We start from the raw sequence: 21166 nt of genomic DNA on the forward strand, positions 1-21166 counted from the left end.
TCTCGCGGGCTCCTTCGGAATAAGCGCAAGTGCGCTTATTCCTGAGATGAGGGGTTTGAGCGGTTATGACGCAGTAAGACTAGTACTTCAAGCGGCGCAGCCGATCCATTCGGTTGATGAATCGTCATCCAGCGTTGCCACAGCGCTCGCGCGCCGCGTCAGCACCGCACGCTGGTTGATGTAGCCCTTGTCGGTGATCTCGCCGCCGTCGACGGACGCGGGTTCGGCCAGCAGCAGCGCGCGCGTTGCGTGACCGGACGAGTTGCCGCTTTGCGCCTTTAGGTTCGCAAGCCCCTGCGCGATCGCAGCGCGAACCTTGTCGTGGCCAATCACATCTTTCACGTCGGCGCTGTCGGGCAAGCCGGCATGTGCACGGCAGGCCGCAAAATTCGGAAACACGAGGAAGCGAACCTCGTCGCCGCCATGGCCGGTCACGACAATATCCTGCGCCAGCGGCGCCAGAGCAGCGATGCCGGCGACGCGCAAGGTGCCGACGCTGACCCAGGTGCCGGAATTGAGCTTGAAGTCCTCGGCGACGCGACCGTCGAAGAACAGCCCGAGTTCGGGATGGTCCGGATCGGCAAAGGTCACGGCATCGCCGATGAGATAGAAACCCTCTTCGTCGAACGCCTGCGCGGTCAATTCCGGCGCCTTCCAGTAACCGGGCGTGACATTCGGGCCGCGCACCCGCACCTCCAGCTTGTCGCCCGATGGCACCAGCTTCAGTTCGGTCCCCGGGATCGGCACGCCGATATTGCCGGAACGTTTCGCCTGGAAATGGCAATCGGTGGCGAGCGGCGAGGTTTCGGTCGAGCCCCAGGCCGACACCATCGGCAGCGCACGCCCCACCGTCTTGATCGAGAGTTCTTCCAGCGCGTTCCAGAGATTCTGCGGCAAGGCTGCGCCGGCGTAGAAGGCGAACTTCACCTCGCTGAAAAACTTTTTCCGCAACTCGTCGTCGCCGCGCAGCGCCGCGATCAACATGTCAAAACCGCGCGGCACGTTGAAATAGACCGATGGCATCACGCTGCGCAGATTGGCGAGCGAGGTCGCGAACAGCCCCGGCGCCGGCTTGCCGCCGTCGACATAGAGCGTACCGCCGTTGCGCAGCACCAGATTGAAATTGTGGTTGGCGCCGAAGGTGTGGCTCCACGGCAGCCAGTCGAGGATCACGAGATCCTCGCCGCCATCTTCGAGGAACGTCCAGGTCTGCGCCTTGGCCTGCTGACTCGAGGTAAGCATGCGCTGGGTGTTGATCACGGCCTTCGGCGTGCCGGTCGAGCCCGAGGTGAACAGGAATTTTGCGATCGTGTCCGGCGTGATCGCTGCAAAGGTCTTTTCGACATCGGGCGTTTCCAGCGTTGCCGTGATGGCGCGGAAGGAGCTCGCATTGCCCGCGTCCGCACTGCCGCTGACGATGATAGCCGAATGCAGCGGCTTGATCGCCGCCAGCGCCGCGGCAAACGGCTTTGTGCCGGAAACATAGATGGCGCCCGGTCCGAGCAGCGTGATCATGCTCTTGAGCTTGTCGAAATCCTTGGACATCAGCGAATAGGCTGGCGAGATCGCGGCCGATGGCACGCCGACATGCTGGGCGGCGAGCGCGAACAGCGCGTGCTCGACGCTGTTGTCGGACAGGATCACCAATGGCCGCTCGGCGCTCAAGCCTCGCGCCAGGATCCAGGCGGCGGCCGAGCGCACCTGCTTCAACGCATCCTTGTAGGTGACGGTGGTCCACGGCGTATCAACGCTGGCGCGATCGGCGAGAAAGATCCGGCCCGGCGCCTGCCGCGCCCAATGCTCCAGCCAATCGCCGATACAGCGCGCACTCGGCCGCAGCGGCGTGGTCGACCTCACCAGGATACTGCCATCGGTCCGGCGATCGGCAACGATCGCGGGCGTCGCGAAAAGATTTTGGGAATCGGCACCGCTGATGGCGGCGATGGTCATGGGCTTCCTCCTGCCGCCTCGGAAGGGCTGGCTTGACGTCAATGTTGAGCACAACAATTGTTGTCGTCAACAACAATCTTCCCCTCGGTCGCGCGAAGCGCTAGAAGGGAACGATGGCGAGGAACAGTCAGGCACCCGGAATTGCCAAGTCACGAATTGCCAAGTCACGCGCTGGTATCCGGCCGCGCTCCGGCGGCCGCATTCGAAGCGAAAACGGCAACACCCACAGCGATCTGATGAACGGCGAAATCGGCCTTGACGCGCTGGCGGGCCACGCCGGCTATGCGGTGCGGCGCTTTCAGATCTGGATTTTCCAGGATTTCATTCGCACGCTCGGCGCGGTCGATATCCGGCCCACGCAGTATTCCGTGATGACGGTGATCGGCGCCAACCCGGGCCTGAGCCAGATGGCAGTTGCAAAACGGCTCGGCATCGAGCGCGCCCGGCTGGTGCACCTCCTGGATAGTCTCGAACAGCGCGATCTCGTCAGCCGCGTCAAATCCGCCACCGACCGCCGCTCCCACGCGCTGCACCTGACCGCGCGCGGCCGGACGGCGCTGGCGCAGTTCAAGCGGCTTGCCGCCGAACATGAGCGCCATGTGGCCGAGAAGATCGGCAAGGAGAACCGGGAGAAGCTGCTGCAGATACTTTCGGACTTCACCTGATCGCGGCCGGCGCCGCGCCTTGGGCTGGTTCGCCTAAATTTTAGGCATCCGCCGGTAACGGCCGGCGCTCATGGCGTGCGCAATCGTCCCGCAAGCACATGAAATTACAAATCTATATTTGATCGTTGGCTCGACTAGGCGATTGTACACAATGGCACATCGCTTGCTTCAGTCCGGGTAACCTTTTGCTCGCTGGAGTTTTGCTGCCATGGGGTCCGACGCGCCTGAAACCGTTGCCGCCATCGTCGCCGCGCACCGCGCCGGCGCGATCACCCCGGCGCAAACCGTCGCCCGCAGCTATCAGCGCATCCGTGACCATAACGACCCCGCCGTGTTCATCAGCCTGCGCGAGGAGAAGAATGCGGTGGCGGAGGCCGAAGCGCTGGCCTCGAAAGATGCGGCATTGCTTCCGCTGCTCGGCGTCCCCGTTGCTGTGAAGGACAATATCGACGCGCTGGGCTTAGCGACCACAGCGGCCTGCCCGGCCTTTTCCTATTCGCCCGCGCAGGACTCGACGGCGGTCGCAAAGCTGCGGGCGGCCGGCGCCATCGTTATCGGCAAGACCAATCTCGACCAGTTCGCGACCGGCCTGGTCGGCGTCCGCTCGCCCTACGGCATTCCTGTCAATCCGATCCGCGCCGATCTCGTGCCGGGCGGGTCGAGTTCGGGCTCGGCAGTCGCGGTTTCCGCAGGCCTCGTGCCGCTGGCGCTCGGCACCGACACCGCAGGCAGCGGCCGCGTGCCGGCGATGCTCAACAACATCGTAGGACTGAAGCCGAGCCTTGGACTGATCTCCAACGCCGGGCTGGTCCCGGCCTGCCGCACGCTGGACTGCATTTCGATGTTCTCGCTCACGGTCGACGATGCAATGACTGCACTGACGGTCATGGCCGGCCCTGATGGCGCCGATCCATATTCGCTCGACCGGCCGCTGGGCCCGATGTCCGCGTTTCCCGAAAAACTCCGGCTTGGCGTGCCGCGCAATGGCCAATTGATCTTCTTTGGCGACGCGGCTGCCGAGAAAGCCTATGGCGAGGCGCTCAAGGGCTGGACGGCGCTCGGCGCCACGCTGGTCGAATTCGACCTCGAACCGTTTTATGAGACCGCGCGGCTGCTCTATGAGGGACCGTGGGTCGCCGAGCGATACCTTGTCATCCGCGACCTCCTGGCATCCTCGCCAGATTCGATTCATCCGGTGACGCGCGAGATCACCGCCGCCGGCGCGCGGCTGACCGCCGCTGACACCTTTGCCTCACTCTATCGGCTGCAGGCGCTGCGGCGCACGGCCGAGCGCAGCTTTGCCCATTTCGACGCGATGGTGCTGCCGACGGCGCCGACCGCCTATTCGACAGCGCAGGTGCTGGCCAATCCGATCGAGCTCAACAGCCGGCTCGGCACTTACACCAATTTTGTGAATTTGCTCGACCTCTGCGGACTTGCGCTGCCGGCCGCGATGCGCGCGGACGGCATTCCGTTCGGCATCACGCTATTGGCGCCCGCGGGACGCGACGCGCAACTCGCCGGCATCGGGCGGGTGTTTCATGCCGATACTCAACTGAAGATGGGAGCCAAGGGGCTGATGCAGCCGCCGCTCGCTTCGTTGCCAGCAGCCGCGAGTGGCGATGAAATCACCCTCGCAGTGGTCGGCGCGCATCTTTCCGGCATGGCGCTCAATGGCGAACTCCAGGCGCTCGGCGCCCGCCTGATTGAGACGACCACGACCGCACCGGACTACAAGCTCTACGCGCTCGACACGGTGCCGCCGAAACCCGGCATGCTGCGCGTGGGGCAAGGCGCAGGCAGTTCGATCAAGCTGGAGCTATGGGCACTGTCGGCGACAGCGTTCGGCAAATTCGTCGCCGCGATCCCGCCGCCGCTCGGCATCGGCACGATACGGCTCGCCAACGGAAGAAGCGTAAAGGGGTTTCTGGTCGAGCCTGCCGCCATCAACGGCGCGCGCGATATCTCCGCATTCGGCGGCTGGCGCGCGTTCATGGCGGAGAAGGCGGCGGTGTAAGCCGTCATTTCGTAGGGTGGGCAAAGCGAAGCGTGCCCACCGTCACATGCAACAGCGGAAAGGTGGTGGGCACGGCGCTTTCGCGCCTTTGCCCACCCTACGGTCTTGCGCAAGCGGAGAAAGCCTACACCGACACCGCGTAAATCTCGTACTCCCCGCGCACCAGTTCGATATGCGCGCGCATCGCGGCCGCCGCACCGCTCTTGTCGCCGCGCATGATCGCGACCACGACGCGGTCGTGCTCGGCGTGCGACTTTGCCAGCCGCCCGAGATTGCGGAACTGGGCGCGGCGGAATGGCTGTACGCGCACCCTTGTGGCCAGCGTCATCTCGGCGATGTAGCTGTTCTGCGAGCCGGCATAGATCGCATTGTGGAAACGCTCGTTGACGGCGTGAAAGCGTTCGGGATTGCCGGCATGGCTCAGCACCCGCAATTCTTCATGGATCGCTTCAAGCTTCTGACGGTCCCCCGGCGGCATGCGTTCGGCCGCGAGCCCCGCGCACAACGCTTCCAGCTCCGCCATCGCTTCGAACATTTCGGTCAGCCGGTCCAGCGACGGCTGTGCCACCACCGCGCCGCGATGGGCCCGCGCCTCCACCAGGCCGCTCGCCACCAGTTGGCGCAGCGCCTCGCGCACCGGCGTGCGCGACACGGCAAAGCGCCGGGCGATATCGGTCTCGTCGAGCGCGGAACCCGGCGGCAGCACGCCGCGCACGATCTCGTCGGCCAGTTGCAGCCGCAATTCCTCTGCGCGCGTGACCTTGTCCCGCTGCGACGAAGGGCGATCGACGCGGCGAACCGTGGCTTCTGGCAGATCTTCCAGACTCATGCCTTCTGATCCATTTGCTTGGAAGATTTGGGCTCGTCGATGATGCTGACATGGGCCGCGACGATCTTCCAACCTTCGGGAAACCGGATCCAGGTTTGCATCTGCCGCCCGACCTTTCCGGGTGCGCCGTCGCGATAGAACAGCGTGGAGGCCACGGCGGTATCGCGGCCATAGGTCGTGATCACGGTCTTGTCGGTCCGGCGCATCAGCCCGACCGGCGAGCGCGCGGCGCGGAACGCCATGATGGCGTCGTAGCCGTAGAGATTTTCGCCGATGCCATAGCGCAGCGTGCGGGGATCGTCGTGGAACAATTCGTCCAGCACCGCCACGTCGTTCGACACCAGCGCCTTTTCGTAGCGCTGGAATTGCAAGGTGACTTCGGCCAGCACGTTGGGAAGATCGATCTCCATGGCTACAATCCTCTCGGCGCAGGTGCCGCAGCGGCGCCCATCCGCTCCAGCGCATGCGCAACCCGCAGCGCGATATCTTCCCGCCACGGCGCGGCGATGATCTGCACGCCGATCGGCATCGGCTCCAGCGGTACCGGCACCGCCACCACCGGAAGGCCGATGAACGAAATCGGCTGGGTGTGGATGCCGATATTGGCGCGCACCGGCAATTCGACGCCGTCGAGCGTAAAGGTTACTTGGCCGAGCTTGGGCGCAATGCAGGGCGTCGCCGGTGCGATGATTACGTCCACCGATTGGAACAGCTCCAACACCCTTGCCCGATACCAGCGGCGGAATTTTTGCGCGCGGTCGACCAGCGGCGCCGGGACCATCGCGCCCGCAATCAGGCGGTCACGCACCGCGGGATCGAAATCGTTCGGACGCCGGCGCAGGCGATCGAGATGCAGCGACGCGCCCTCGGTCGTGGTGATGACGTAAGCCGCGGCGCGGGCGCGCGCGGCTTCCGGAATTTCGACCGTCCTGGTCGCGTTCAACGCCTTGGCGATGCGCGCCACGGCCTCGACCGCTTCCGGAAAGACGTTCTTCTGAAAGTACCCGCCGGCTACCGCGACCCGCAGGCCGTCGACGCCTTTCGCCAACAGCGGCGCAACCGGTTCGACCGGTCGCGTTGTGCAGGCTGCGTCATCGGCATCCGGCCCCTGCATCGCGTCATAGGCCAGCGCGAGGTCGCCGACATTGCGCGCCAAGGGACCCAGATGATCGAGGCTTGCGACAAAGGGAAACGAGCGGGCGCGCGACAGCCGGCCATAGGTCGGCTTCAGGCCGAAGACGCCGCAGAACGACGAGGGCACGCGGATCGAGCCGTTGGTATCGGATCCCAGGGCGATCGGAACAAGAGCGCTGCCGACCGCGCTGCCGGAGCCGCCGGAGGAGCCGCCGGTCATCCGCGTCGGATCGTGCGGATTGCGCGACGGGCCATCATGCACGTTCTCGCCGGTGAAGTCATAGGCGTATTCGCCCATGTTGAGCGCGCCGACCAGCACGGCGCCGGCCGCTTCCATGCGCTCGATCAGCGTGGCGTCCCGCGGTGACGGAGCGAGATCGCGGTTGATCTTCGATCCGGCGCGGGTGGCGAGACCCTTCACGTCGAACAGGTTCTTCACCGCGAAGGGAACGCCAGCGAGCGGTCCGACCTTCTGACCGGCGGCGATGGCGGCATCGACCGCGCGGGCTTTCGCGCGCGCGCGATCGGCGGTGATGTCGGTAAACGAGTTCAGCACGGAATCACATTTGGCGATTCGCGCCAGTGCGGCTTCGGTCGCGTCGATGGCGGACAGCTTGCCGCCTGCGACGGCCTGCGCGATTTGTTGGGCCGATGGCCCGTCAGTGTTCACGGTCATGGCCTTATCACGCTGTGTAGACGCTGGCCGGTTCGGTCTCGTCCGGCAGCGGGAATTCATCGACCAACCGCGCCAGCCTCAGCGACACTTCGAGGTTCGCTCGTACTGCAGGACGCCAGGCGTCGTCGACCGGCAGCGCCAGCGCCTTGGCGACGGCATCGATGTAATTATCCAGGGGATCGGTACTCTTTTCTGCCACCTTCATCTCCTTCTCCGTCATCGCCCGGCTTGACCGGGCGATCCAGTAAACACCAACGTTAGTGAGTACTGGATGCCCCGCCTTCGCGGGGCATGACAAACTGGACCGGCAACGGCGGATGCGGGATCGCCGTCAGCAATTCCTTTGTATAGGCGTCCTGCGGATCGCCGAGCACGCGTTCGGATGGACCCTGCTCGACGATTCGCCCCGCGCGCATCACGATGACACGATCGCAGAGCAGACGCACCACATTCAGATCATGCGACACGAACAAATAGCTCATGCCCATCGACGCTTTCAGATCCTGCAGCAGATTGAGCACCACGGCCTGCACGGAGACGTCGAGCGCCGCCGTCGGCTCGTCGAGGATCACCAGTTTGGGATGCAGCGCGATCGCGCGCGCGATGCCGACGCGCGCCTTCTGGCCGCCGGACAATTGATGCGGGAAACGATCGAGCAGGTCGACGGGCAGGCCGACCAGACCGGCGAGCTTCTCGCAGCGGGCGCGCAGCGCGTCGCGCCCCTTGATGTCGCCGAGCTGCAGAAGCGGATCGGCAATGGCGCGTGCCGCGGTGAAGCGCGGGTTGAGGCTGTCGGTCGGATCCTGGAACACCATCTGAATGCTCTTGCGCAGCGGCAGCCGCGCAAAGGCCTGCGGCAGGATAGCGCCGATCTCCCCGCCATCGAAGACAATGCGGCCGGAGGTCTGGTCCAATAGCCGCATCACCATCATCGACGTCGTCGATTTGCCGCAGCCGGATTCGCCGACGAGGCCAACGCTCTCGCCGTGGCCGACGGTGAAGCTGATGCCGTCAACGGCGCGGAAGACTTCCGCCTCCACCGGCGGCTTGCGGGAGAACAACTTGCCGAGCACGGCAGTGGCGCCCTGGCGCGGGTACTCCTTGACCAGCTTTTCGACGAGGAGAAGGGGCTTTGGAAGGTCGTCACCCCCGGGCTTGACCCGGGGGTCCATCGCTTTTGAAGAATCTTCCGAAGAGTGATGGATGGCCGGGTCAAGCCCGGCCATGACAGCAGGCGTGCGGGGCGAGGCTGGAGCCTCCTCCTCCGGCAACAAATCCCGCAACGACACGCCGAGCCGCGGCGTCGCGCGCATCAGCTTCCTGGTGTAGGCGTGCTCGGGCTTTGCAAAGATATCCGCCGACTTGGCGGTCTCGACCACCCGGCCCTTCTCCATCACGACCACGCGGTCGCAGTAGGCGGCGGCGAGGCCTAGATCGTGCGTGATCAGGATCGTCGACATGTGCCGACGCTTTGTCAGTTCCACGATCAGATCCATCACCGCCTTCTGCGTGGTGACGTCGAGTCCCGTCGTCGGCTCGTCCGCGATCAGGAGCTGCGGATTGCAGGCCAGCGCCAGCGCGATCACGACGCGCTGGCACATGCCGCCCGACAGTTCGAACGGATAGGCATGATAACGCTCGCGGGGCCGGGCAATCTTGACCTGTTCCAGCGCCTCGATCGCCTTCTCGCCGCGATCGCTGGCTGCGCTCTGCACGTGCTGGCGCAGCACGTCCTCGATCTGGTCGCCGACCTTGCGGATCGGATTGAGCGCCGCGCGCGGGTTCTGGAAGATCATCGAGATTTCCCGGCCGCGCAGATCGCGCATCTCGTTCTCGCTGGCAGCCTTGACGTCGATGCCGGAGAACATCACCGAGCCCTCGGCGATCCGCCCCGCCCGGTCGAGGATCCGCATCACGGCATAGGACGTCACCGACTTGCCGGAGCCGGACTCGCCGACGATGCCGAGCGTCTCACCCTTGGCGACAGAAATGTTGACATGCTGCACCGCCTTGACGATGCCGCGGCGGGTCGTGAATTCGACGGTGAGGTCGTGGACATCGAGCAGAGGCTGGGCCGTCATGACGACCTCCGCAAAAATCTCGAAAACAACCCCATGCAAAGTAGAACGAGGCTGGATTCATTGGATAATTTTCGAGAGAGATTCGTGCGTAAGTTGGGCACAACTCTCTCATTCCCTCCCCCCTTGCGGGGTCCGAGGCGAGCGAAGCTCGCTCTCGAGGGCAGGGAGAGGGGTAGCCACAAACTCCCATCTCTCCCGCGGCCACCCCTCTCCCCAACCCTCTCCCGCAAGGGGGGAGGGAGCGCAGCAGCGAGCGTGGAGACAGTCATCACGTCCTCCGCTGCGGATCGACGATGTCGCGCAGGCCGTCGCCGAGCAAATTGAAGCAGAACACCGCGAGCATCAGCGCAAGGCCCGGAAACAGCGCGATCCACCATTCGCCCGACACCATGAAGGTGGCGCCTTCGGCGACCATGATGCCCCATTCCGCCGTCGGCGGCCGCACGCCGAGGCCGATGAACGAGAGGCCGGCGGCGTTGAGGATCGCGTAGCCCATGGTCAGCGACATCTGCACGATCATGATCGGCATGATATTGGGCAGGATGTGGACCAGGAGAATCCGCATCTCGCCATTGCCCGACAGCCGCGCCGCCTGCACGAAGCCGGCGTTGCGGCGGACATTGGCCTCGGCGCGGGCGACGCGGGCATAGAGCGGAAAGTTCACGATCGCGGTGGCGATAATGATGTTCTGCACGGCATTGCCGAGTGCCGCCACGATGCCCATTGCCAGCACGAACAGCGGAAACGCCATGATGGTGTCGGCGATGCGCCCGACGATGCGGTCGGTCCAGCCACCGAAATAGCCGGCGGCGATGCCGGCCAGTCCGCCCATCAGGAACACCAGCGCCACCGAAGCGACCGCGATGAAGGTATCGAGCCTTGTGGCGACGATGACGCGGCTGAAGATATCGCGGCCCAATTGGTCCGTGCCGAACCAGTGCGCCGCCGACGGCGGCTTCAAGGCTGATGCGGTATCGCTGGCGAGCGGATCGTAGGGAACGATGTGGGGACCGAAGATCGCGGCAAACAGGATGATGACGAGCAGGCCGAAAGCAAAGGCGGTGACGCGGTTCTCGCCGAGCACATAGCGGGTATGCTCGAACATCGCTGCAAGGCCCGAGGTGCGCGCGGGTCCAACGGGTTCAGCGGCAGGCGCGATGCTACTCATGTTCCCACCTCACCCTTCAAGCCGCACGCGTGGATCGATCACGCCGTAGAGAATGTCGATGACCAGATTGAGCAGCACGTACATGACCGCCATGGTCAGCACGAAACCCTGCACCGGCGCGAAGTCCGACGAGATCAGCGCTTCCACCGCGTAGGAGCCAATGCCCGGCCAGGCGAAGACTTTTTCGACCAGCACGTTGGCCCCGAGCAGAAACGAGAACACCATGCTGAGCGTAGTGACGACCGGCAGCATCGCGTTGCGGAACGCGTAGGTGACGATCACGGTCGACGGCGACAACCCGCTGGCGCGGGCGGTGCGGACGAAGTCCGACGCCAGCACAGCGAGCATCGAAGCGCGCGTCATGCGAGCGATCGGAGCCAGCGAGAAGATCGCCAGTGTCGCCGCCGGCAGGATGAGCTGGCTCAGCGCCGAACGAAACGTCTCGAACTCGCGCGCGATCAGGGCGTCGATGAGATAGAGACCGGTCACGGTCGGCGGCGCGCTGTAGAACACGTCGAGCCGGCCGAGCGGCGCCGGCGACCAGCCGAGCCTGAAATAGAACATGTAGACCAGCACCAACCCGGTAAAGAACACCGGCAGCGACACGCCAGCCGTCGTGGTGACGCGGCACAGATGATCGATCCACGAGCCCGGCCGTGTCGCCGCCAGCACGCCCAGTGGAATCGCGATTCCGATCGAAACCATGAGACCAAGCAGGGTCAGTTCGGCGGACGCCGGCAGGCGGTTGCGGATTTCGGTGGCGACGGGCTGGCCCGTCGTCAGCGAAGTGCCGAAATCGCCATGCGCGAGATCGTTGGTGTAGCGGAAGAACTGCTCGATCAGCGGCTTGTCGAAGCCGAGTTTCTTGCGGATCTGCTCGATCGCCTCCTTGCTCGCTGCGGGCCCGGCGAAATAGGCCGCCGGGTCGCCCGGCAGCGCGCGCGTCAGCAGGAACGTGACGATCACGACCCCGATCAGGGAAGGAATCGCAAACATCAACCGCTTGCCGATCATGGTCAGCATAGCGCGCGCTCCGTAATCGGCTGAAAGAGCGCCGCAAACTCCGCTGCGCTCCCTCCCCCCTTGCGGGGGAGGGCTGGGGAGAGGGGTGGCGGCAACGGCAGCGCGTGTGGCTTACCCCTCTCCCTGCCCTCGAGAGCGAGCTTCGCTCGCCTTGGACCCCGCAAGGGGGGAGGGAATGAGAGAGCAATGCGTCCCTCACTGAACGGCGAGAGAGCGGAGCAAGCCAATATTTCGCCCGCACGCAGCATGGTGCATCACGCCTTCACCAGCGCGCGATAATCCAGCCTGCGGTGGAACCAGTATTGATAACCGGACACGTTCTTCTGCATCGCGACGTTGACGTAGGGCTGATACAGCGGGATACGCGGGATGTCCTTGAAGGCGAGGTCGACGAAGCCTTTGACGTCGGCATCGTACTTCGCGGTGTTGCCGATTGCCGCGGCGTCGACGGCGCCGTGGATGAATTCGTCCATCGGCTTCGACTGGTAGCTCATGGTGTTGAAGATCGAATTCTTGCCGTCGTAGCACCAGATGAAGAAATATTCGGGATAGTCGAGCCAGCCGGAGAAAACGTTGGTGTAGAGCGGCAGCACCTTCTTGTTCAGTTCGGTGCGCCAGTTGGCGCCGGGGATCTTGTTGATCGTGGTCCTGATGCCGATTTGCGCCAGGCTCTCCTGCACCAGAATGCAGAGCGGCTCGTTGACACCAGCAAAGCCGAGGTCAAACGACAGCGTGGTCTCAAAGCCGTTGGGATAGCCGGCTTCCGCCAGCAATGCCTTGGCTTTTGCGATATCGGTGACGTATTTGGTTGGCTGCGGCCAGGCCACCTCGGTCGGCTTGTCGGCTGCGGCGCCGAACATCGGCTTGGCGAGGCCGAACAGCACCGCATCCATGATCTTCTGGTAGGGAATCGCGCAGGCGACGGCCTCGCGGACCTTGACGTTGTCGAACGGCGCGATCTTGACGTTCATGCCGATATACTGGACGCCGTTGGAATACGGCACCGAGACGATGTTGAGCTTGCCGCTGTCCTTCAGCTCGACGAAATCCTTGTTCGGCAGATCGTAGGAGATGTCGGCATCGCCGCGCTCCAGCAACGCGCGGCGGTTGCCGGCCTGCGGCACCATGCGCCAGATCACGCGCTTGACCTTCGGCAACGGACCGCCGGCCCACGCGTCGTTGCGCTCCATGATGACTTCGGTGCCGGCCGTCCACTTCACCACCTTGTAGGCGCCGGAGCCCGCGGTCTGCTGCTTGGTGTATTCGAGCCCCCACGGATCCTTCTCGGTGGCGCTCTTCTTCACCAGTTCGGAATTGACGATGCAGGGCACGATGACGGCGAGATCGGGGATGGTGAGGCGGTCCTTCTTGGCAAAATCGATCCGCACCGTGTTGTCGTCGACGACGACGAACTGCTCGGTCTTGGTCAGCGAGCCCGCGCCCATCTGGAATGTCGGAAAGCCGCCGACGCTGACGGCGCGATCCAGCGACCATTTGACGTCCTTCGCCGTGACCGGCGCGCCGTCATGGAATTTCGCGTTCTTCTTCAATTTGAAGGTCACCGACATATCGCCGACCTTCATGTCCTCGGCGAGCTCGGGCTTGAACTTGTCGCGGTCGTAATACGGCACGCCGCCCGGACCGCTCTTCATCTCGTGGCTGATCAGGCGGTCGTAGCAATTCCACGACACCTCATAGCCGGGCACGTTGGTGCCGACGCCGTGAATGTCGAGATTGTTGGGCCCGCTTTCGGAGACGATCAGCAGCGTTTCCGACCGCGCTTGCGCCTTGGCGGAGGACCAGATCGCCGGCGCCGGCGTAAGCGCGCCGGCAGCCGCCAGCCCCGACACGGATTTGAGGAAATCGCGACGCTTCATGGGTGATGCTCCAACGCCCGAGGGGAAACGGCTTTGGAACTGGAATCGCAAGGTTCGTGCCAACCCTTAAGGAAAGCTTTCTTTCACGCCAACTCATTGATGCTGCTGGCGAATGCGTCCGAAGCGAATGGCGTCCAGGGACGCGGCATGCTGACGGATTGCATACAAAGATGCATATTTGCCCATAAAATATGCAGAAATTCTGTGCGCTCCGTTGCCGGGCGGCACTCAGATTGGCCAGAGCAAGTCCTGCAATTCGCGGAGGTCCGCGGCCTTCTCCTGCCATCCCTCTATGCAGAATTTCCTGACCGGATCGCTGGCCCGGTGCAGCAGCATCAGCACCATCAGCCGCCGCTTCAGCTCGGGGGTGATATCAGCGGGTGAATATCCAAACCCCTCGAACAGGCTTCGCACCCGCCGCGGCATGCCGGCGGTCATGAAGGCGCTGGGGCCAAGCAGGTCGTACTCGCGCCTGCCCGTCATCACGTCGCCGAAATCGATCAGCCCCGCGAGCCGCCAACCCGGACCGCTGCGGATCAGCAGGAAGTTTTCCGGGATGTATTCGCCGGTCAGGATCACCGCTGGCCCGTCCAGCTCGACCAGCGAGGCCGCATCGCGCAGCAATTCGTCCAGGCCATTCAGAAATTTCTGCGGCAATCCGAGACGCGCGTGCCGGGCGCGGCATCCCTCGATCTGTCCGCGCGTGAAGACGTCCCAGCCCGGCTCGATCTGCCCGAGCGGTCCAACGGGAACGCGCTGCACCTCGGCGATGGTCTCGCCGACTTCGGCAAGCACGCGCTCCTTGTCCGCTTCCGGCAGCGATGGCCAGGCATCGGCGCCCAACACGCCTGACAGCCGCGTGATGACGAGATATGGCCATCCGTCGCGCTCCCCTTCGGCGACGATTTCGGGGATCGCGACACGAAGCCGTCCATGAAGCTGCGCCAGCGCGCCACGCTCCGGGACGAATTGGGCACGAAGAAATGGCGGGAAGATTTTCAGGATGCGTTGTTCGTCGAGGGCAAGAACGAGATTGGTGCCGGTGGAGAAGACGTGCGGCGCTGTGCATGTCAGGCCGTGGCTGCCGGCGATGTCGCGCGCAATCGGCAGCCATTGCGCGGGATCGGCGCGAAAGGCGGTGAAGGCTTCGTAGTCGACGAATGCAGGTAGTGATGCGGTCACGGTGACGATGAACTTTTGTTTGCCGCCATTGCGAGCATGTAGCCCGGATGGAGCGCAAGCGAAATCCGGGGCCGCGTTGAACCCGGGTTGCGCTGCGCTTCACCCGGGCTACGTGATAATTACCGATCCGGATTGGCCCGTTCGAACTGGCGCAGCAGGCGGTTGCCGCGCTCGACGGCGGCGTCGAGTGCCGCCTGCGCAGTGCGCTTGCCGCTGAAGACGTGCTCCAGCTCATCCTCGATGGCGTCGCGGATCAGCACAAAGGAGCCGAGCCGGATTCCCTTGGAATTCTCGGTCGGCGGCTTCAGGGTCATCTGCTCGATTCCGATCGCAGCACCCGGATTGCGATCGTAGAACCCCTGCGCGCGGGTGAGATCGAACGCGGCGCGGGTGATCGGGAGATAGCCGGTGTTCTGGTGCCAGGCGGCCTGAACCTCGGGTTTGGAGAGATAGGCGAAGAACCGCGCAACACCGGTGTATTCGGCGCGCGGCCGGTCGCGCAGCACCCATAGCGTGGCGCCGCCGATGACCGAGTTTTGCGGGGCGCCGGCGATGTCGGGCCGGTACGGGATCATGCCGTAGCCGACTTCGAATTTGGAATTGGCCTTGATGTCGGCGCGTGTCCCGGAAGAGCCGATGAAAATGGCGCATTCGCCCTTTTGGAAGCGCGGCTCGGCCGATTCTCCGCGGCCGCCATAGTCGAAAACCTTCGTCGCCTGCCATTCCGCGAGTTGCGCGACGTGCCGAACCACGTCCGGATCGTTGAAGGTCAGCTCTGCATCGAGACCGCCAAAACCATTGCCCCGGGTTGCCAGCGCCAGATTGTGGAATGCGGAAAAATTCTCGACATGAACCCAGGACGGCCAGGATGTGGTGAGCCCACAGGGCGAGCCGGCCGCACGCAGGCGCTTCGCAGCAGTGCCGACCTCGGTCCAGGTCTTCGGCGCTGCCTCGGCGTCGAGGCCGGCGGCGCGGAACAGATCCTTGTTGTAGTAGAGGATCGGGGTCGAGACATTAAACGGGAACGAGAGCATGTTGCCGGCGACGTCGGAATAGTAGCCGGTCACGGCCGGCAGATACGCCTCCGGCGAGAATGGCTCCGACTGGTCGCGCATCAATTCGAACACCGGATAGATCGCGCCTTTTGCCGCCATCATGGTTGCGGTGGCGATCTCGTTGACTTGAACGATGGCCGGCTGGCTTCGCGATCGGAACGCGAAGATCGCCGCCGTCACCGTCGCGGTGTAGTTGCCCTTGTAGGTCGGCACGATCCGGTAGTCGGACTGCGACGCATTGAAATCGGCCGCCAGCTTTTCGAGCTGCTTGCCGAGTTCCCCCGACATCGCGTGCCACCACATGATCTCCGTGGCGGCGTGGGCGGGGGACGCAAGCGCCATGGCGGCGAGCGCTGCGAATTGCAAGAACCTCAAGGCCGATTTCACCGGTGATCACCCTGCTCTGCCGCGCGAGCGATGTATCCGTTCGCCGCGCCCTCATAAATCCCCGCGGCCGCGGTTTCAATCCGCCGACATCACTGCAATGCACAATTGAAGATTGCAGCCGGCGCATCAGGATAACCCCAGGATAAACCCCGCACCGCCATGCTACCAATAGCCAAGCATCGGCAAATTCTGCTAAAATTGCGTTGAACCTTTTCTCCCTGCTGCAGACTCCATCTCTAAGGGGATTTGTCGCCTGTGTATCGCCGCGCCAACCTTTCGCGGATCTTGGTGCTTGTTGTCGGGCTGTTGCTTGCGGCGGTCTCAACGGGCGTTTTTGCGCGCGGATTTCCTGCCGCCGATCCCCGAAACGCCGGGCATTGGATCGAAATGTTCCATTCCCGCCAGTTCGGCGCGGAACAGGACCGTCCCGGACAGACCTGGACCGGTGCGATCGATCTCCACCGTACCAACGTTGCATTGATCGGGACGGTGGCGCCGTTATTGGTCGGGCGCCTTCGCAGAGTGGAGTGGATTTGACCGTCGCGCCGCAACAGCAGCGACCAGCGGAACGGCCGGCGAGCTTCGCCGCGCGCGGGCGCTTTCGCGTCGTCCAATGGCTCCGCGCGGTGCCGATCCGATGGCGCATTCTGTCGATCGCGGGATTGAACTCCGCCGTCGTCATGGTGCTCGCCGTCTTGATCTGGAACGGCGCCAACGTGCTGGGCTCTGCATGGGACGACGTCCGGCAGGTGCGGGAATCAGACAAGATCCTGGCGCACCTCGAGAGCGAAACCAGCCGGCTGCAGAACCTGATTCATCGGTACATCAACCAGCCAAGCCCTGACCTGTTCGCCGAGATCATGCTGCTGCGAGAGGCCGTACTGGGCACGCTCACAACGCGCGCCTCGAACGACCCGATGCTATCAGGGTCAGTCGAGCGGCTCGAACAGGTCACCGACCGCTTCCTCAACGGTTTCGGCGAATTGCGCGCCGTGCAAGCCACCATCACCAAGACCTATGAGCAGCAGGTGCTGGGGCCGGCCCGCGAAATGGCCGGGCTGTATTCGATCATCGAGGGCGCCACCGGGCATCGCGACGCGCAGATCTGGCCCGCGCTCGGCAGATCGCGCGAGGCGTTTACGGCCATGCTGGTCGCCGCCAACGCCTATTACCTGTCGCCCGCCTCAGGCTCCGCCGAGGACGCCCGCAGGAATACCGAGACGATCGAGAAGACGATCCCCGTGATGACCGATCTGGCCGACAACGATCTGCAGCGCATGGCGCTGACGCGGCTGCAGGCGCGGACGGTGGCACTGCGCGAGGGCATGGCCAAACTGACCGAACAACTCACGGTCCGGACCGAACTGTTGCGCAACACCATCGATGCCAGCCAGGCCGAGGCCATTGCGGTCATCGACGAGCTATCGGACAAGATGCGCCAGCGCGAGCAAAAGGCGCAGGAGACTTTTGACAAGACGCTGTCAGGCATCTCGCGCCGGGTGCTGTCGATCGCCGTGATGTTCCTCGGCATCATCCTTTCCGCCGGCGTCTTGATCGCGCTCTCGATCCGTCTGCCGCTGCAGCAGATCCTGGCGGCGATGCATGCAATCACGTCGGGCAATTACGATCGCCACGTACAGGGCACCACCGCGAGAGACGAGGTCGGCGCCATGGCGCGTGCGGTGGACGTCTTCCGCGAGAACGCCATCGCGAAGCGCAAGACCGAGGACGAGCTGCGCACCTCGAAGGAAAGAGCGGAGAGCGCATTGCTCGAGCTCAACACCGCGCAGCAGAACCTGATCGACGCCGAGCGGCTGGCGGCGTTGGGTGGACTGGTTGCCGGTGTTGCCCATGAGGTGAACAACCCGATCGGCATCAGCCTGACGGTGGCGTCGAGCTTTGCGCGGCGGGCTGATACGTTCGAGGCCGAGTTGCGTAGTGGGCCGCTGCGGCGCTCCAAGCTCGACGAGTTCGTCAAGAGCTCGCGCGATGCTGCGCAGCAACTGGTGGCGAACCTGCACCGCGCCGGCGAGCTGATCCAGTCGTTCAAGCAGGTGGCGGTCGACCGCTCGCACGCCGAGCGCCGGCAATTCAACCTGAGCGAGGCCACCGACCAGATCGTCGCGAGCTTAAGGCCGGTATTGAAGAAAGCGGCGATCACGCTGTCGGTCGAGGTGCCGGAAGGGCTCGTCATCGACGGCTATCCCGGCTCCTACGGCCAGATATTAACCAATCTTTTCCTCAATGCCGCCAATCATGCCTTTGCCGATGGCCGCTCCGGCGCGATCACGATCTCGGCCCGGGCGCGCGGCAGCGACGATGTCGAGATCATCTTTGCCGACAACGGGGCCGGAATGACGCCGGACGTGCAACGGCAGGCATTCGACCCGTTCTTTACGACGCGCCGCAACGAGGGCGGCACCGGACTGGGCTTGCATATCGTCTATAATCTTGTCACTCAACAGCTCGGCGGCCGGATGATGCTGGAGTCAAGGCTGGGACAAGGCACCACATTCCGCATTATCATGCCAAGAGTCGCCAAGGGCGGATCGACAGGCGGATCCACGAGTACAGACCAGACAGCAGCCGACGGAACTTCGCAATGGCCGAACAGGACGATGTCCTCCACCTGATCGACGATACCGGAATGGCTCCGGAGGACTCGTCCGCGCGCAAGTGGAAGATCGCCGTCATCGACGACGATGCCGCCGTGCACGAGGGCACGCGCTTTGCGCTCAGCGACTACAGTCTCAACGGCGCGACCCTGGAAATCCTGTCGGCCTATTCCGCGGCCGAAGGCCGCATCTTGATGCGCGACAATCCGGACGTCGCGGCCGTGCTGCTCGACGTCATCATGGAGACCGACGTCGCGGGCCTGGAGCTGGTCGAATACATCCGCAACGAGATCAAGAACGAAACCGTCCGCATCATCCTGCGCACCGGCCAGCCCGGGCAGGCGCCCGAGCGCCGCGTCATCGTCCAGTACGACATCAACGACTACAAGGCCAAGACCGAGCTGACGGCCGACAAGCTGTTCACCTCGCTGACCGCGGCGCTGCGCAGCTACCAGCAGCTCGAGCGCATGGTGCAGACAAGGCGCGGGCTTGAAATCATCATCGACGCCGCCTCGACGCTGTACGATTTCAAATCGATGCAGCGGCTGGCGGAAGGCGTGCTGACGCAGCTCGCCTCGCTGCTCAATGTCGATTGCGCCGGCATCTTGGTACTGCGCGACGACGGCGCCTCGGGGAGCGAATTCTCGGTGCTGGCGGGCTCGGGCTGTTACAGCCGGTTCATCGGCACGACCAGCTCCAAGGCACTCGATCCGGATTTGCGGCAAATGGTGGAGGCCGCCTTCCAGCGCCGCAAGAACGAATTCGCCGATCACCGCAGCGTGCTTTATTTGCGCACCGGCAGCGGTCGCGAAGTGGTCGTGCTGTTGCAGGCCGAACGCCAGCTTTCCGACACCGACCGCGCGCTGGTCGAGATTTTTTCCAGCCGGCTGTCGATCGCGTTCGACAACGTCATCCTCTACCGCCAACTGCACGAGGCCAACACCCAGCTCGAGGACCGCGTCGCCCAGCGCACCCGCGCGCTGATGCAGGCCAACCGCCGCCTTTCGGCGCAGTGGCTGCGGCTGCAGCGCGCCAACGGCTTCAAGAACGAAATTCTCGGCACCGTGGCGCACGATTTGAAGAACCCGCTCGGCGTGATCCTCGGCCGCACCGAGATGTTGACCGAACTGATCGGCGCGGGCTCGCCGAAGGAGAACGTCACCGCGCAGGTCGAGCACATCAGGGATGCCACCAAGCGCCTGACCTCGATGGTCGATCACCTGATTTCGGATGCGATGGCGGATGCCTTCGACATAACGATCCGCCGCGAACCGGTCGATGTCGCCGCGCTCGTGACCGAGGTCGCCGATTCCAACCTGCCCTCGGCCGTGAACAAGCAGCAGGCCGTCACGGTATCAGCCCCGCCGAACATCGTTACCATGTGCGACGCCGACCGGATCCGCGAGGCGATCGACAACCTCGTCAGCAACGCCATCAAATATTCGCCGATCGGCGGCAAGATCACGGTCACTGTGAGCCATGAAGGCAGCGACACGGTGATCCGCATCGCCGACCAGGGCGCCGGCCTTTCGCCGGAGGATCTCGGCCGGCTGTTCGGCCGCTTCCAGCGGCTCTCGGCCAAGCCGACCGCCGGCGAAAGCTCGACCGGCCTCGGCCTGTCGATCGTCAAACGTATTATCGACATGCATGGCGGCCATGTGACTGCGGAAAGTGCCGGACCCGGGCAGGGATCGACATTTACGGTTACACTGCCTGCGACAGAGACGACATGACCCAGAGCCCGCATATCTTCATCGTCGACGACGAGGCGCCGGCCCGCGAGATGGTCGGCGATTACCTCAAGATGCACGGCTTCGGCGTCACCTTGTGCGACGGGGGAAAGAGCCTGCGCAAGGAGATCGAGAACGCCGTGCCCGACCTCGTCGTGCTCGACCTCAACATGCCCGAGGAAGACGGGCTTTCGATCATTCGCGACCTCAAGAGCCGCATCAACGTCCCCGTCATCATGCTGACGGCGACCGCGAGCCCGATCGACCGTGTCGTCGGCCTCGAACTCGGTGCCGACGACTACATCGCAAAGCCCTGCGAGCTGCGCGAACTGATGGCGCGTATCCGCTCCGTGCTTCGCCGCAGCGCGCCGCCCAAGGCGGCGACGCCCGAGCCCGCGGCGGCCAAGGCGGAGAAGGAACAACTGGTGCGGTTTGGCACCAAATGGCTCGACCTCGAGGCCCAGGCGCTGCGCGACGACGAAGGCAACGAGCATCCGCTGACGGCCTCCGAATTCGGCCTCTTGAAAGTGTTCGCGGCGAATCCGAAGCGGGTGTTGTCGCGGGAGCGGCTGTTGGAGCTGGCCAATGCGCGCGACGCTGAAGCCTTCGACCGCGCCGTCGATCTGCGCATCATGCGTATCCGCCGCAAGATCGAAATCGATCCCACCAAGCCCGCCGTGATCCGCACCATCCGGGGTGGTGGCTATTTGTTCTCGCCGACCGGCGAGAAGGGTTAGCTTTCTCCGTCGTCCCTGCGGAACGCAGGGACCCATAACC

At 64.1% G+C, this 21166-nt stretch carries 17 protein-coding genes; 6 read left to right on the top strand and 11 right to left on the bottom strand.

Going from position 1 to position 21166, the window contains the following annotated elements:
• Positions 1–87: 87 nt before the first annotated feature.
• Positions 88–1950 (bottom strand): feruloyl-CoA synthase, encoded by a 1863-nt coding sequence (locus LMTR3_RS25155; RefSeq protein ID WP_065747663.1) that lies wholly within the window; start codon positions 1948–1950, stop codon positions 88–90.
• Between the two features lie 113 nt (positions 1951–2063).
• Between LMTR3_RS25155 and LMTR3_RS25160 the strand changes: the two genes are divergently transcribed.
• Together LMTR3_RS25160 and atzF are read left to right on the top strand one after the other, a co-directional pair.
• Positions 2064–2615: a MarR family winged helix-turn-helix transcriptional regulator gene (locus tag LMTR3_RS25160; protein ID WP_084029795.1), complete on the top strand. Its 552-nt coding sequence runs from the start codon at positions 2064–2066 to the stop codon at positions 2613–2615.
• Between the two features lie 208 nt (positions 2616–2823).
• Positions 2824–4632 carry an allophanate hydrolase gene (gene atzF / locus LMTR3_RS25165; RefSeq protein WP_065747664.1) on the top strand — a complete coding sequence of 603 codons (1809 nt, stop codon included), beginning with the start codon at positions 2824–2826 and terminating at the stop codon, positions 4630–4632.
• Between the two features lie 124 nt (positions 4633–4756).
• Here the strand turns inward: atzF and LMTR3_RS25170 are convergent, their stop codons facing one another.
• The 10 genes from LMTR3_RS25170 to ugpB form a co-directional block, all read right to left on the bottom strand.
• Complete coding sequence (locus LMTR3_RS25170; RefSeq protein WP_057841251.1) at positions 4757–5461, bottom strand: GntR family transcriptional regulator; 705 nt, start codon at positions 5459–5461, stop codon at positions 4757–4759.
• Positions 5458–5871, bottom strand: a complete 414-nt coding sequence (gene hpxZ, locus LMTR3_RS25175) for an oxalurate catabolism protein HpxZ (RefSeq protein WP_065747665.1) — start codon at positions 5869–5871, stop codon at positions 5458–5460. The genes LMTR3_RS25170 and hpxZ overlap by 4 nt, the downstream gene beginning before the upstream one ends.
• Before the next feature lie 2 nt (positions 5872–5873).
• Positions 5874–7271 carry an AtzE family amidohydrolase gene (locus LMTR3_RS25180; protein WP_065747666.1) on the bottom strand — a complete coding sequence of 466 codons (1398 nt, stop codon included), beginning with the start codon at positions 7269–7271 and terminating at the stop codon, positions 5874–5876.
• A 7-nt stretch (positions 7272–7278) separates the two neighbouring features.
• The gene (locus LMTR3_RS25185; protein WP_245319989.1) at positions 7279–7470 is read right to left on the bottom strand and encodes a DUF4089 domain-containing protein; all 192 of its coding nucleotides are present in this window, start codon (positions 7468–7470) and stop codon (positions 7279–7281) included.
• 58 nt (positions 7471–7528) lie between these two features.
• A complete protein-coding gene (locus LMTR3_RS25190; RefSeq protein ID WP_065747864.1) occupies positions 7529–9352 on the bottom strand; it encodes a dipeptide ABC transporter ATP-binding protein in 1824 nt (607 codons plus the stop codon).
• Between the two features lie 268 nt (positions 9353–9620).
• Complete coding sequence (locus LMTR3_RS25195; protein WP_065747667.1) at positions 9621–10520, bottom strand: ABC transporter permease; 900 nt, start codon at positions 10518–10520, stop codon at positions 9621–9623.
• Between the two features lie 9 nt (positions 10521–10529).
• Positions 10530–11543 (bottom strand): ABC transporter permease, encoded by a 1014-nt coding sequence (locus LMTR3_RS25200; protein ID WP_065747668.1) that lies wholly within the window; start codon positions 11541–11543, stop codon positions 10530–10532.
• Positions 11544–11797: 254 nt separating this feature from the next.
• Positions 11798–13420: an ABC transporter substrate-binding protein gene (locus tag LMTR3_RS25205; RefSeq protein ID WP_065747669.1), complete on the bottom strand. Its 1623-nt coding sequence runs from the start codon at positions 13418–13420 to the stop codon at positions 11798–11800.
• A gap of 228 nt (positions 13421–13648) precedes the next feature.
• Positions 13649–14602, bottom strand: coding sequence for an aminoglycoside phosphotransferase family protein (locus LMTR3_RS25210; protein WP_065747670.1), 954 nt, complete (start codon positions 14600–14602; stop codon positions 13649–13651).
• A 119-nt stretch (positions 14603–14721) separates the two neighbouring features.
• The gene (gene ugpB / locus LMTR3_RS25215; protein WP_283809322.1) at positions 14722–16032 is read right to left on the bottom strand and encodes a sn-glycerol-3-phosphate ABC transporter substrate-binding protein UgpB; all 1311 of its coding nucleotides are present in this window, start codon (positions 16030–16032) and stop codon (positions 14722–14724) included.
• Between the two features lie 267 nt (positions 16033–16299).
• Between ugpB and LMTR3_RS25220 the strand changes: the two genes are divergently transcribed.
• The 4 genes from LMTR3_RS25220 to LMTR3_RS25235 all read left to right on the top strand — a co-directional run bounded on the left by LMTR3_RS25220 (position 16300) and on the right by LMTR3_RS25235 (position 21126).
• Positions 16300–16581 carry a hypothetical protein gene (locus LMTR3_RS25220; RefSeq protein WP_065747671.1) on the top strand — a complete coding sequence of 94 codons (282 nt, stop codon included), beginning with the start codon at positions 16300–16302 and terminating at the stop codon, positions 16579–16581.
• 89 nt (positions 16582–16670) lie between these two features.
• Positions 16671–18677, top strand: coding sequence for a sensor histidine kinase (locus tag LMTR3_RS25225; protein ID WP_141686811.1), 2007 nt, complete (start codon positions 16671–16673; stop codon positions 18675–18677).
• Positions 18647–20392 carry an ATP-binding response regulator gene (locus LMTR3_RS25230; protein ID WP_065747672.1) on the top strand — a complete coding sequence of 582 codons (1746 nt, stop codon included), beginning with the start codon at positions 18647–18649 and terminating at the stop codon, positions 20390–20392. Before LMTR3_RS25225 ends, LMTR3_RS25230 begins: the two co-directional genes overlap by 31 nt.
• A complete protein-coding gene (locus tag LMTR3_RS25235; protein WP_065747673.1) occupies positions 20389–21126 on the top strand; it encodes a response regulator in 738 nt (245 codons plus the stop codon). Before LMTR3_RS25230 ends, LMTR3_RS25235 begins: the two co-directional genes overlap by 4 nt.
• The last annotated feature ends 40 nt before the right edge of the window (positions 21127–21166 follow it).

The organism is Bradyrhizobium sp. LMTR 3 (assembly GCF_001693485.1).
GTDB lineage: Bacteria > Pseudomonadota > Alphaproteobacteria > Rhizobiales > Xanthobacteraceae > Bradyrhizobium.